This window comes from Pseudomonas asturiensis (genome assembly GCF_900143095.1).
GTDB classification, from domain to species: domain Bacteria; phylum Pseudomonadota; class Gammaproteobacteria; order Pseudomonadales; family Pseudomonadaceae; genus Aquipseudomonas; species Aquipseudomonas asturiensis.
Window position 1 is genome coordinate 99,647 of sequence record NZ_FRDA01000010.1, and the last position, 11,929, is coordinate 111,575.

General features: G+C 61.0%; 13 protein-coding genes. 1 reads left to right on the top strand and 12 read right to left on the bottom strand.

The features are described from left to right. Positions 1-33: 33 nt before the first annotated feature. The 8 genes from BUB69_RS18030 to hutC form a co-directional block, all read right to left on the bottom strand. Complete coding sequence (locus BUB69_RS18030) at positions 34-1,002, bottom strand: ABC transporter substrate-binding protein (protein WP_073169099.1); 969 nt, start codon at positions 1,000-1,002, stop codon at positions 34-36. A gap of 117 nt (positions 1,003-1,119) precedes the next feature. Further along, entirely contained in the window at positions 1,120-2,838 is a 1,719-nt protein-coding gene (hutU, locus tag BUB69_RS18035; protein WP_175561774.1) for a urocanate hydratase, read from the bottom strand. Positions 2,839-3,204: 366 nt separating this feature from the next. Further along, the gene (locus tag BUB69_RS18040) at positions 3,205-3,909 is read right to left on the bottom strand and encodes an anti-sigma factor (RefSeq protein ID WP_073169101.1); all 705 of its coding nucleotides are present in this window, start codon (positions 3,907-3,909) and stop codon (positions 3,205-3,207) included. Then, positions 3,906-4,472, bottom strand: coding sequence for a sigma-70 family RNA polymerase sigma factor (locus BUB69_RS18045; RefSeq protein ID WP_024695981.1), 567 nt, complete (start codon positions 4,470-4,472; stop codon positions 3,906-3,908). The genes BUB69_RS18040 and BUB69_RS18045 overlap by 4 nt, the downstream gene beginning before the upstream one ends. 100 nt (positions 4,473-4,572) lie before the next feature. Next, positions 4,573-5,106 (bottom strand): DUF3455 domain-containing protein, encoded by a 534-nt coding sequence (locus BUB69_RS18050; RefSeq protein WP_024695982.1) that lies wholly within the window; start codon positions 5,104-5,106, stop codon positions 4,573-4,575. A gap of 105 nt (positions 5,107-5,211) precedes the next feature. Continuing rightward, complete coding sequence (gene nhaA, locus BUB69_RS18055) at positions 5,212-6,387, bottom strand: Na+/H+ antiporter NhaA (protein ID WP_073169103.1); 1,176 nt, start codon at positions 6,385-6,387, stop codon at positions 5,212-5,214. 47 nt (positions 6,388-6,434) lie between these two features. Next, positions 6,435-7,031 carry a HutD/Ves family protein gene (locus BUB69_RS18060; RefSeq protein WP_073169105.1) on the bottom strand — a complete coding sequence of 199 codons (597 nt, stop codon included), beginning with the start codon at positions 7,029-7,031 and terminating at the stop codon, positions 6,435-6,437. Continuing rightward, on the bottom strand, positions 7,028-7,738 hold the full coding sequence (hutC, locus tag BUB69_RS18065; protein ID WP_175561776.1) for a histidine utilization transcriptional repressor HutC: 711 nt from the start codon (positions 7,736-7,738) through the stop codon (positions 7,028-7,030). Before hutC ends, BUB69_RS18060 begins: the two co-directional genes overlap by 4 nt. Before the next feature lie 179 nt (positions 7,739-7,917). On the opposite strand from hutC, the gene BUB69_RS18070 reads away from it, so the two are divergent. Beyond that, complete coding sequence (locus tag BUB69_RS18070; protein WP_073169107.1) at positions 7,918-9,282, top strand: formimidoylglutamate deiminase; 1,365 nt, start codon at positions 7,918-7,920, stop codon at positions 9,280-9,282. 46 nt (positions 9,283-9,328) lie between these two features. Here the strand turns inward: BUB69_RS18070 and BUB69_RS18075 are convergent, their stop codons facing one another. The 4 genes from BUB69_RS18075 to BUB69_RS18090 form a co-directional block, all read right to left on the bottom strand. Continuing rightward, positions 9,329-9,907, bottom strand: coding sequence for a lipocalin family protein (locus tag BUB69_RS18075; RefSeq protein WP_073169109.1), 579 nt, complete (start codon positions 9,905-9,907; stop codon positions 9,329-9,331). A 2-nt stretch (positions 9,908-9,909) separates the two neighbouring features. Continuing rightward, a complete protein-coding gene (bamE, locus tag BUB69_RS18080) occupies positions 9,910-10,164 on the bottom strand; it encodes an outer membrane protein assembly factor BamE domain-containing protein (protein ID WP_073169111.1) in 255 nt (84 codons plus the stop codon). 135 nt (positions 10,165-10,299) lie between these two features. Then, positions 10,300-10,902: a DUF924 family protein gene (locus tag BUB69_RS18085; protein ID WP_073169114.1), complete on the bottom strand. Its 603-nt coding sequence runs from the start codon at positions 10,900-10,902 to the stop codon at positions 10,300-10,302. 14 nt (positions 10,903-10,916) lie between these two features. Next, positions 10,917-11,927, bottom strand: coding sequence for a class 1 fructose-bisphosphatase (locus tag BUB69_RS18090; RefSeq protein ID WP_073169116.1), 1,011 nt, complete (start codon positions 11,925-11,927; stop codon positions 10,917-10,919). Between the last annotated feature and the right edge of the window lie 2 nt (positions 11,928-11,929).

An 11,929-nucleotide genomic window follows, 5' to 3' on the forward strand; every position in this document is an offset into this window, starting at 1 on the left:
GGACCTGCAGTGTCAGCCTGGCTGCCCAGTCGTTTACAGCGAGGCGTCCACCTTTTTCGCGGCGTCTTCACTGACCCACTGATGCCAGACTTCCGGGTGCTCTTTCAGAAAGATCCGGGCGAGTTTCGGCGATTCGATGCGGTCCTTGGCCATGCGCCCCAGATTCTGGTTGAGCAGGTCGATCGGCAGATTGACCTTCTCCAGCACGGCAATCAGTTCAGGCGCCTGATCATGGAACACTTTGGACACGCCGACCTTGATATCGATCGTCTTGTTTACCCCGGCCTTCTCTTCCAGACGCACCAGGTCTACCTGACCCATCAACGGCGTTGGCGACCAGTAATACGTCAGGATCGGCTCGCCACGCTTGTAGCTGGACAGAATAGCTGCGTCCAGCGCAGGGCCGGTGCCCGGACGGAAGTTGGTGTACGTGTTTTCCAGGCCGTAGGTCTTGAGCATTTCGCTGTTTTCCAGCTCACAGGTCCAGCCGGCCGGGCAGTTGTAGAAACGGCCTTTGCCGGGTTCTTCCTGATCCTTGAACACTGCCGAATACTGCGCCAGATCGCTGATCGACTTGAGGTTCGGTGCCTTGGCTTCCAGCTTGCGCCTGGCGTCGCCTTCGATCACGTAGCGCGGCACGTACCAGCCCTCGACTGCACCGACGACCGGCGCGCCGACACCGACCACTTTCCCGGCGGCGGCAGCCTTGTTCCACACTTCGCTTCGACCGACCCATTCTTCGGCGAAGATCTGGATGTCGTTGGTGCTCAGGGCGTTTTCCATGGCGATCGAGTTGCCGGGCAGGGCATCCACGGTACAGCCGTAACCCTTGTCCAGCACGATCTGCAGGATGTCGGTCAGCAGCATCGCGCTTTCCCAGTTCAGGCCCGCGAATTTCACTGGCTTGCCTGACTCACACCAGTTGGCGGCCTGACTCGCTCCGGCGCTGGCGAGCAAGCCAGCGGATACCAGAGTGGTCAACAGGGCCTTTTTCATATTCATTGTCGATGCTCCTACGCCTGAAAGGGATGGTGGCAGTTTCATCAAAACAGGCATCCGGCCCTTGGGCGTTTACACGCCCGTCCCCGGGGTCTGTCGGCCTGATGACCGACGTCGCCCTTAACGTCCGATCATCGGCAGGTTCAAGCCCTGCTCTTTGGCACAGTCGATTGCAATGTCGTAACCGGCATCGGCGTGGCGCATGACGCCGGTCGCCGGGTCGTTGTGCAGCACGCGGGCGATGCGCTCGGCGGCTTCATCGGTGCCGTCGCAGACGATCACCATGCCCGAGTGCTGCGAGAAGCCCATGCCGACGCCGCCGCCGTGGTGCAGGGACACCCAGGTCGCGCCGCTGGCGGTGTTGAGCAGGGCATTGAGCAATGGCCAGTCTGACACCGCGTCTGAGCCGTCACGCATGGATTCGGTTTCGCGGTTGGGGCTGGCAACCGAGCCAGAGTCCAGGTGGTCGCGACCAATCACGACCGGTGCCGACAGCTCGCCGCTGCGTACCATCTCGTTGAACGCCAGACCGAGTTTTGCGCGCTGACCCAGACCGACCCAGCAGATACGGGCGGGCAAACCCTGGAAGCTGATGCGCTCGCGGGCCATGTCCAGCCAGTTGTGCAAATGCTCGTCGTCCGGGATCAGTTCCTTGACCTTGGCGTCGGTCTTGTAGATGTCCTGTGGGTCGCCCGACAGCGCGGCCCAGCGGAACGGGCCAATGCCACGGCAGAACAACGGACGGATATAGGCGGGAACGAAGCCTGGGAAATCGAAGGCGTTGGTCACGCCGACTTCCTTGGCCATCTGCCGGATGTTATTGCCGTAATCGAAGGTCGGGATACCGGCTTGCTGGAACGCCAGCATGGCCTGGACGTGTTCGGCCATCGATTGCTTGGCAGCCTTGACCACATTGGCCGGCTCACTCACCGAGCGGGCGCGGTACTCGTCCCAGGTCCAGCCTTTGGGCAGGTAGCCGTTGAGCGGGTCGTGGGCGCTGGTCTGGTCGGTGACCATGTCCGGACGCACGCCACGGCGGACCATTTCCGGCAGGATTTCGGCCGCGTTGCCGCACAGGGCGATGGAGATGGCCTTGCCTTCAGCGGTGTAGTGGGCGATACGGGCCAGCGCGTCGTCCAGATCGGTGGCCTGTTCGTCGACATAGCGGGTCTTGATGCGGAAATCGATGCGGCTCTGCTGGCATTCGATGTTCAGCGAGCACGCGCCGGCCAGTGTTGCGGCCAATGGCTGCGCGCCGCCCATGCCGCCCAGACCTGCGGTCAATACCCAGCGGCCTTTGAGGTTACCGTCGTAATGCTGACGACCGGCTTCGACGAAGGTTTCGTAGGTGCCTTGCACGATGCCCTGGCTGCCGATGTAGATCCAGCTGCCTGCGGTCATCTGGCCGTACATCGCCAGGCCCTTGGCATCCAGTTCGTTGAAGTGTTCCCAGCTCGCCCAGTGCGGCACCAGGTTGGAGTTGGCGATCAGTACGCGCGGGGCGTTGCTGTGGGTCTTGAACACGCCAACCGGCTTGCCGGACTGCACCAGCAGCGTTTCGTCGTCATTCAGGTGAGTGAGGCTTTCGACGATCTTGTCGTAACACTCCCAATTGCGCGCCGCTCGCCCGATACCGCCGTAGACCACCAGTTCATTGGGGTTCTCGGCCACTTCCGGGTCCAGGTTGTTCATCAACATGCGCAGCGGCGCTTCGGTCAGCCAGCTCTTGGCTGTTAGTTGAGTCCCACGGGCAGCACGTACCTCGCCTTCACGATGGCGGGTCCAGTCCTGCTTCAGGTCTTGATTATTCTCGGCCACAAAAAAATCCTCAGCGATCATTCCAAACCAGCCCGTGCAGGGCGCTTCAATGCAGGTCGGCAGAGCGGCTTGATTAACCTGTCTCTACTTGTACATACAAGCATATGCAATCTGAAGACCAACTTTGTCGCGCGATGGCTGTAGCCTATTCAGAAACAGCGCAAGGCCTTGCTTTTCGAGGTTTTCAGAGGAACGGGCATGGTTGGCGTGCGAGCGCGCCAAGACGCCGTGATTGTTACCTGAGGGCTTTTTTGCGCAGTTTTGGGGCGGTGGGTAACACGCTGGTGCGGCTCGGGTTGCCGGCGCATTCCCACAGGGTTGTAGTTATCCGGTGAGGCGGGTGTGAAGCGAAGGGGGCAGAACGTCAGACGATCCGTGTCATACGTCTCAAATCACCTTGACTGCTCGTCCAATGAATTGAATCGGACCCGTCGGTTTGCCGATGGGCGAGCCGGTGGATGTTTCCAGCGTCAGCTCGAACAACTGGTTGGGTTGCAGTGGCGGTAGTTTGTCGAGCGGGATGTTCAGGCTTTGCCCCGGTTTGACCAGCCCGAGGGAAACCGGTCCTTGCCAGCCATCACCCTTGGTCCAGAACTCCAGCGCCTTGTCGGCCGGGACTTCGAACGCGCCCAGCGGGATGAGCTGGATTTCCTGTGGGTTGCTGGCCTGCACGACCCAGCCGGGTGATTTGTCCTGAGGCCCGACCAGCACCACCAGATAAGAGGGCGGCGTTGGGGTGCGGGTCAGCAGTGTCATGCCCAGCACCAGCGAGGCGGCAAGTCCTGCGCCTGCAAGGCCGCGCCAGATCGCCAGGTTGTCCCACCAGCGTACGCGCTGTTCAGGCTGCGACCGGGTCACTGTGCGATCCATCAGGTTGCGCTCGATCCGCTCCCATAGACCGGGTGACGGCATGACGGGCTCCGCCAGCTCGGTGAGGGGCAGCAGGCGTTGTTCCCAGGCGTCTATCGCCGCCTGCAGGTCAGGCTCGTGGGGCAGGCGACGCTGGACGTCCAGCCGTTGCCCGGCCGGCAGGGTGCCGAGTACGTACTCGCCCGCCAGCTCGTGAATGTTCTCGTTCGAAGGTCGGGTCATCCCATGCACTCCCGCAAAGCCGTCAGGCTGCGCTTGATCCAGGCTTTGACCGTACCCAGTGGCGCGCCAACTTTCTGCGCGATTTCTTGATGCGAATAACCGTCTACATAGGCGTGAAGCACACAGTTACGCCGCACCGGTTCTAGCTGTTCCAGGCACGATGTAACGCGCCCGGGATTGACTCGCCAGTCGAAAGCATCGCCGGTTTCCTGCCAGCCTTCCAGTGTCGCCTGCTCATGATGATCTTCGCTGCCGTCATCCTCAACGCGAACTTCCCGTGCGGTGTTGCGCAGGTTGTTGAGCGCCAGATGGCGCGTCACGCTGTAAATCCAGCCGCGTGCCGAGCCGCGTGAGGCGTCGAAACTGGCGGCACCGGTCCATATCTTGAGAAAGGCATCATGCACGATGTCTTCAGCCTGTGCGCGGTCACGCACCAGCCGCATGACCACACCGAGCAGCCGTGCGCTTTCCTGTTCATAAAGACGATGCAGGGCCTGCCGCTCACCGCGAGCGCAGGCCTGAAGCGTGCCTTCGTAATCAAAGAGAGATTCGTGTGAGGACAAGGTGATCCGCCGTCAATGGACTACTGCCTCGTTGATATCACGAGGACCCGCGCAGCAGCATAGCTCACTGGCTGCGCGGTGACCGATTGCCTGACTGTGATCAGTTGGCGGTCCAGAACAGATAGTCGGCCTGATACTTGACCACTTCCTTGGCGCCCTTGTTGCTGGCCGCGCACGCGGTGGTCGGTGCCACGCCGCCTTTCAGGGCGGTGCGCTGGATGTAGGCAACGCCGGTCATGGCGCCTTTGCCTTCAGCCGGGTTGGCCTTGACCAGTTGATACGGCAGGTTGCCTGCGCTCGACGGTGCCACGGCGACCTGAGTGCCGGTCACTTTCGAGCCGTCTTTGGCTTCCCACGTTGCAGGCGGGCCGTAGTAGGTGCCGACCTGTTTGCCGCTCTTGTCATTGAGTACCGCCTTGGGACCGACGAACGCCCATTCCATCTCATTGGGCATGTTGGCTTTGGCGCGGCATTCGTAGGTAATTTCGCCGACCCCGGTGGTTTGCATGCTGATCTTGTGGCCGGCCGGAACCCGAACGCTTTCGGGCAGATCGGTCTGGGCCATGGCGACGGACGACAGGCAAGTGAAAGCCAGGGTACTACCTGCAAGGCAGAGCAAGCGTTTTGCGTTCATGCAGAAATCTCCAGATGGTTTAACCGCGCTCAGCAACTCGAAGTGGCTGCTGCAAGTACTACCCGCGAGGAAACGATCTGGATGCAGTGATTTGAAAATATTTTTTCAGGGCCTGCTAAAACGGCTGCGCAGCAGCAAGATCCCGGTGATCGCCGCGAGGCCCGAGCCCATCAATACGCCGACTTTCACTTCATCGATCAGGTGCTGCTGACCGGGAAACGCCAGGTTGCCGATGAACAGGCTCATGGTGAAGCCGATGCCACACAGGATCGCCACGCCATACAGCTGCACCCAGTTACTGCCTTCCGGCAGCACGGCCAGCCCTGCACGAATGGCCAGCACGGCGGCCAGGAATACGCCTATCTGCTTGCCCACGAACAGCCCCAGCGCGACCCCGAGCGGCACCGGATCGATGAGATTTTCCAGGGAGATGCCGGACAGCGAAACCCCGGCGTTGGCAAAGCCAAAGATCGGCACTACGGCAAACGCCACCCAGTAATGCATCTTCTCTTCAAGGAACAGCAGCGGCGAGCGCGCTTCTTCCTCGGGCTTGCCCATCGGGATGCACAGCGCCAGTGCGACGCCGGCCAGTGTGGCGTGAACGCCCGACTGCAACACGAAGAACCACAGCAGCGCGCCCAGCAACAGATAAGGCAGCAGGCGACGGACGTTGAGGCGATTCATCACGATCAGCACCGCCAGCGTGGCGAAGGCCGCGCCCAGCATCGGCAGGTTCAGGCCGGAACTGTAGAAGAACGCGATGATGGTGACGGCACCCAGATCATCGAGAATCGCCAGTGCCGCGAGAAACACCTTGAGCGACGTCGGTACTCGATTGCCCAGCAAAGACAGTACGCCCAGTGCGAATGCGATGTCAGTCGCGGCAGGAATCGCCCAGCCGCTCAATGTCTGCGGGTTGCCCCAGTTGACGGCGATGTAGATCAGCGCCGGCACCAGCATCCCGCCGGCAGCGGCAAAGCCGGGCAGGGCGCGTTGCCCCCAGGTCGAAAGTCCACCCGCCAACACTTCGCGCTTGATTTCCAGGCCGACCATCAGGAAAAAGATCGCCATCAACCCGTCATTGACCCACAGCTCGACTGACAGGCCCAGCCACACGCTGTGCAGTACCGCGAAATAACCGGCGGACAGTGGCGAGTTGGCGACAATCAGCGCGGCCAGCGCGGCCAGCATCAAGACGATGCCGCCTGCGGACTCGGAGGCGAGAAAGCTGGCGAGGATGGCAACAGCCCGAGGCGTTTCCTTGATCGGGAATTGAGTCATGGTCGTCCTTGAAGGGATCTGATTTTTAGAGGGCGCCTAGCATACCTTCATTGACCCATGGCGTTCAGCTCAATCAGGCAGCAACGGCTGGCGCCCGACGATTGCAGCTCGATCTCCATGAGTGCGCCGGTGTTGTCCACCTGGGCGCAGTCGTGTCGGCCGAGGATTTCCCACGGCTGGCCGTTGATACTGAGGGCGACCTGCTCGGCCATGCTGAACAGCATGAAGGTGCTCGCCGAACTGAACAGCCGTTGCGGCTGGCGCACGTCGATCCATTGCAGGCGAGCGCTGTATCGATGCGCCGCATAGATGAGATTGAAATCCCGGATCGGCCCGTCGAGCAATGTGCACTCGACCTGGCTGTCCCCGCTGAACGCAAACGGATCGGAAGGCAGCAGCGGACGGCTGTTGAGGCCATCGACCGTCAGTGTCATGCCGGTACCCTGCAGCACGGTGATGATCCGCTGATAACCGGCGAACACGGAAAAGCCGCCTGAGTGTTCGATATCTGCAATCGACAGCCGCCAGCCGAAACCGTCAAGGTCCTGACCTGCGTCGCGGGCGATTTCTTCGGTGCTGCCGCCGCCGTTCTTCCACGGCATGCGCGGGTAGTCGATGGCGCGCAGGATTCGGGTGGAGGTCATTTGGTGAAGCGTCCTTCAAGGCGATGACGGGAGCCGGGATGGATCAGGCGTGCGGCGGTCACCGGCTGGCGACCTGACCACGTACGGCGGCGAATCAACAGGCAGGGTTCGCCCGCGTCGATCTGCAACAGTGTGCACTCGTCGGCCTCGGCCAGAATCGCCTCGACCACATGCTCACCCTCGGTCAACGGCGCGACCTGCGATAGGTAGGCGTAGGGCGTCTGCAGGGTGAAGTCCTGCTTGAGGTAATCCGGCGCGACCAACGCGTTCACGAAACGGTCTTCGATCTGCACGGCAATGTCGTTTTCGTAATGCACGATCAACGAATGGAACACCCGCTGACCCTCGCGCATGTCCAGCGCCAGTGCGCGTTCGGAGCCTGCGGCTTCTTCTTTGAGGATGATGACCTTGCAGGAATGACGATGGCCTCGTGCGGCAATCTCGTCAGCGATATTGTGGACTTCGAACAGCGCGGACTGGCTTTTGGGCTCGGCGACGAACGTACCAACGCCCTGCATGCGCACCAGCAGGCCTTCGGCGGTGAGTTCGCGCAAGGCGCGATTGATGGTCATGCGGCTGAAACCCAGTTGCGTCACCAGCTCGCTTTCCGACGGCACGCGGTGATGCGGCGGCCAGGTGCCGTTCTGGATCTGCAGGGCGATCATGTGTTTGACGCGGGCGTACAAGGGTGCGGGACTTTCGCCCATCTGGGCTGCCAGTGAGGAAGAGGCGGGCGGCGTCGGCACGTAGGTGTCCTTGTTGTGAAGATGATTCAGGCGCTCAAGCTAACCATTAACCCGTGGTACGGCAAGTTTGCCGACGGTTTACCAGTGCGCCAAACGTCTGTATATGTATATACAAATTACAGTGATGAGGTATGAAGTCAATGTCAGCCTTCTTTGCCGAGCGCGCGCTACTCCCTGATGGCTGGGCCAATGACGTGCGTCTGGAGGTCAGCCCTGAGGGCATGCTGACGCGGATTCAGGCCAATGCGGAGCGGCAGGGCGCTGAAATCGTCAATGGCCCGCTGCTGCCCGGCATGCCGAACCTGCATTCGCACGCTTTCCAGCGTGCCATGGCCGGTCTGGCGGAAGTGGCCGGCAACCCGAACGACAGCTTCTGGACCTGGCGCGACCTCATGTACCGGCTGGTCGGGCGCATCACACCGCAGCAACTGGGCATCATTGCCCGGCAGCTGTACATCGAGATGCTCAAAGGTGGCTACACCTCAGTTGCCGAATTTCACTATGTGCATCAGGACATCACGGGCAAGCCCTACGCCGACCCGGCCGAGCTGGCGGTGCAGATCAGCCAGGCGGCAAGCTCGGTCGGTATCGGCCTGACGCTGTTGCCGGTGCTTTACAGCCATTCCGGTTTTGGCGGGCAAGCACCGAACGAAGCCCAGCGCCGATTTATCCACAGCACCGACAGCTATCTGGACCTGCAGGCGCGTTTGCAGCCGATTGTGGCGAGTCAAACGGCGCAGCGGCTTGGCCTCTGCTTTCACTCATTGCGTGCCGTGACGCCCGAGCAGATCAGCGCCGTGCTGGCTGCCAGCGCCCCGGATTGCCCGGTGCATATCCACATTGCCGAACAGCAGAAGGAAGTCGATGACTGCCTGAGCTGGAGCGGTCGACGTCCGTTGCAGTGGCTGTATGAGAACGCGCCTGTGGATAACCGCTGGTGTCTGGTGCATGCGACCCATGCCGAGCCTGACGAAGTGGCCCTTATGGCAAACAGCGCAGCCGTTGCCGGTTTGTGCCTGACCACTGAAGCGAATCTGGGTGACGGGATTTTCCCGGCCGTGGATTACCTCGCGCAGGGCGGGCGTTGGGGCATTGGTTCAGACAGCCATGTGTCGCTCAGCGTGGTCGAAGAGCTGCGCTGGCTGGAGTACGGCCAGCGGCTGCGCGATCAGCGTCGTAACCGGTTGTATCGCAGCGATCAGCCGAGGGTTGGCAGAACCTTGATGGATGCGGCGCTCGCGGGCGGTGCTCAGGCGTTGGGTCAGGAGATTGGCGCGCTGGAAATCGGCAAGCGTGCAGACTGGCTGGTACTGGATGGCAATGACCCGTATATCGCCACTGCAACGGGTGATGCCATTCTCAATCGCTGGTTGTTTGCAGGCAGTGATCGCCAGATCCGCGACGTGGCGGTTGGCGGGCGCTGGGTGATTCGTGAAGGACGACATGCCGATCAGGATCAGAGTGCCCAGGCGTTTGCTCAGGTACTGAAGACGTTATTGGACTAGCTGACTGATCGTGCCAACGGGTTAGCACGATCAATCGCGCCAGTGTTCACTTCCCGTCTTTGCCAATCTTCGAATCAGCCTCGCGCCAGATCAGGCGTGAGGTGTCGTAACCCTGCTGACGGGCCTTGCTCAGCATGTCTTGCTTGACCGACTCGGACACGGTGGGCGTGCGTGACAGCAGCCAGAGGTACTTGCGGTCCGGGTTGCCGACCACAGCGGTCTTGTAGCCGTCGCTCACGTCCAGCACCCAGTAATCACCCTTGGCAACACCCGGTAGCAGACGCGAGAACCAGTTATCGAACACGACCCACAGTTTGTCGGTCTTGCCCGGAACCTGCGGCGAGGCGGTACCGGTCGCTTCCTGCCATTCGCCTTCAAGGGTGCGGCAGCGATTGGTCACGGCGATGTTGCCGTCGTCCTTGAGCTGATAGTGGGCTTCGGACTGGGCGCATTTGCGCTGGAAGAACATCGGCAGTCGTGCCAGCTCGTACCAGGTACCCTGATACTGCTTGAGATCGACGCTGTCGACCGTCCTCGGCTCAAGGTTGTCAGCCGAGTGCGCAAAGCCGATGGCCAGAAAACTGGCCATCACGAAGATACCGAAACGTACGAGTACCTTGACCATGCTTATTTCAGGCCCTGACCCGAGAACAAGACGACCTTGTCAGCGGCATACTGCACGCTGATGAACGTGTTTTTGTCGCCCCATGTGCAACTCGACATGCCCAGCGCACCGGAACATTCAGTCGGGCTGCCCAGCAAGGACTCGACCTGAGCCTTGGGCATGCCCGCAGAGAGTTTGGAGTAGTTTTCCTGAGTGATTTTGCTGCACGCAGCCAGGAACACGCAAAACGAGAGTAAAGCGACAGAGCGCAAGGACATGGGTGAAGCTCCTGAACGGAAGAGGGGTCTCGTCGCAACGGGGGCCGATGCAGCCTGACGCTGGCGCAGTACCGAAAGCTTAGAAGAGGAAAAGCGGATCTGGTTCCCGGCAGACAAAAGGATTTATTCGGCCTATCAGAAGCTTGAGCCCGGTTTCTCGAGAAATTCGATTTCCTGATCGGTAGAGGTTCTGCCCAGAATGGCATTGCGATGCGGGAAGCGCCCGAAGCGGGCGATGATCGCCTGATGGCGCTCGGCAAAATCCAGGCTGCTTGTGAAATAGTCGCGATCAGTGGAAGGCAGAAGGGGCAGCAAACGGGTGAAACAGGCGATGGCCTGATTCTGGTCAGCGAGGTTCTCGCTGTGCTCCAGCACCAGGTAGATAAAGGTGCGCTGCAGGGGATCCAGATGCTGGTCACGCTCCAGCTTCAGGCCGTGCTTGACCAGCGCCTGCGCACGCGGGTCTCCGGCAAAAGCGTTGGGGGTGTCGCGATGGATCATGCGTGGCAACTGATCGAGCAACAGGATCAGCGCCAGCCAGCCCTTTGGGTTTTCCGCCCACTCGGCCAAGCCACCCGCCAGCGCTTTATCGACCAGATCACCGAAGCGCTCGCGGGCTTCGGCGTCGTTCGCCTGTTTCTTGCCAAACCAGAGCGTGTTCCTGGCTTTCACCACTTCAGTGGGTGATTCGGCCGGGCCGAACCACCAGTCGAGCAGCGGCAGCCAGGGCGCACGCATGGGGCTTGTTCCTTTTACGCTTTGTGGTACGCCGTGGCGCGCTCGACTTCCTGTTTGGAACCCAGGAATACAGCGACACGCTGGTGCAGACCTTCAGGCTGGATGTCGAGGATGCGCTGGTGGCCATCAGTGGACGCGCCGCCTGCCTGCTCAACCAGGAACGACATCGGGTTGGCTTCGTACATCAGGCGCAGCTTGCCCGGCTTGGATGGCTCGCGGCTGTCGCGCGGGTACATGAACAGACCGCCACGGGTCAGGATGCGGTGCACGTCGGCAACCATCGCCGCGACCCAGCGCATGTTGTAGTTCTTCTTCAGCGGACCTTCTTCGCCCTGCAGCAACTCTTCCACGTAGCGCTGTACCGGGGCTTCCCAATGGCGCTGGTTGGACATGTTGATGGCGAATTCCTGAGTGGTCTCAGGGATGGTGATGTCCTCGTGAGTCAATACGAAGCTGCCCATCTCGCGGTCCAGGGTGAAGCCTTTGACGCCGTCACCCAGGGTCAGGATCAGCATGGTCTGCGGGCCGTAGATTGCGTAACCGGCCGCGACCTGCTCGGTGCCTGGCTGGAGGAAGGCTTTTTCGTTCAGGGCTTCGTTCTGGCTCAGGTACTGGTTTGGGCAGCGCAGCACCGAGAAGATGGTGCCGACCGGCGCATTGATGTCGATGTTGGACGAGCCGTCGAGTGGGTCGAACACCAGCAGGTAGGCGCCTTTAGGGTATTTGCCGGGAATCTGGTAGGCATTGTCCATTTCTTCGGACGCCATGCCGGCCAGGTGACCACCCCATTCGTTGGCTTCCAGCAGGATTTCGTTGGAGATCACGTCGAGCTTTTTCTGCACTTCGCCCTGCACGTTCTCGGTGCCCATGCTGCCCAGTACGCCGCCCAGCGCGCCTTTGGAGACGGCGTGGCTGATTTCCTTGCACGCTCGCGCCACTACTTCGATCAGGAAGCGCAGATCGGCAGGAGTGTTGTTGCTGCGGGTCTGCTCAATCAAGTAGCGACTTAGTGTAACGCGGGACATGG

Coding starts and splice junctions, on each gene's coding strand:
- BUB69_RS18030 (WP_073169099.1), bottom strand. CDS start 1,002: ATGAATATGAAAAAGGCCCTGTTGACCACTCTGGTATCCGCTGGCTTG.
- hutU (WP_175561774.1), bottom strand. CDS start 2,838: ATGATCGCTGAGGATTTTTTTGTGGCCGAGAATAATCAAGACCTGAAG.
- BUB69_RS18040 (WP_073169101.1), bottom strand. CDS start 3,909: ATGACCCGACCTTCGAACGAGAACATTCACGAGCTGGCGGGCGAGTAC.
- BUB69_RS18050 (WP_024695982.1), bottom strand. CDS start 5,106: ATGAACGCAAAACGCTTGCTCTGCCTTGCAGGTAGTACCCTGGCTTTC.
- nhaA (WP_073169103.1), bottom strand. CDS start 6,387: ATGACTCAATTCCCGATCAAGGAAACGCCTCGGGCTGTTGCCATCCTC.
- BUB69_RS18060 (WP_073169105.1), bottom strand. CDS start 7,031: ATGACCTCCACCCGAATCCTGCGCGCCATCGACTACCCGCGCATGCCG.
- hutC (WP_175561776.1), bottom strand. CDS start 7,738: ATGGGCGAAAGTCCCGCACCCTTGTACGCCCGCGTCAAACACATGATC.
- BUB69_RS18070 (WP_073169107.1), top strand. CDS start 7,918: ATGTCAGCCTTCTTTGCCGAGCGCGCGCTACTCCCTGATGGCTGGGCC.
- BUB69_RS18075 (WP_073169109.1), bottom strand. CDS start 9,907: ATGGTCAAGGTACTCGTACGTTTCGGTATCTTCGTGATGGCCAGTTTT.
- bamE (WP_073169111.1), bottom strand. CDS start 10,164: ATGTCCTTGCGCTCTGTCGCTTTACTCTCGTTTTGCGTGTTCCTGGCT.
- BUB69_RS18085 (WP_073169114.1), bottom strand. CDS start 10,902: ATGCGTGCGCCCTGGCTGCCGCTGCTCGACTGGTGGTTCGGCCCGGCC.
- BUB69_RS18090 (WP_073169116.1), bottom strand. CDS start 11,927: ATGTCCCGCGTTACACTAAGTCGCTACTTGATTGAGCAGACCCGCAGC.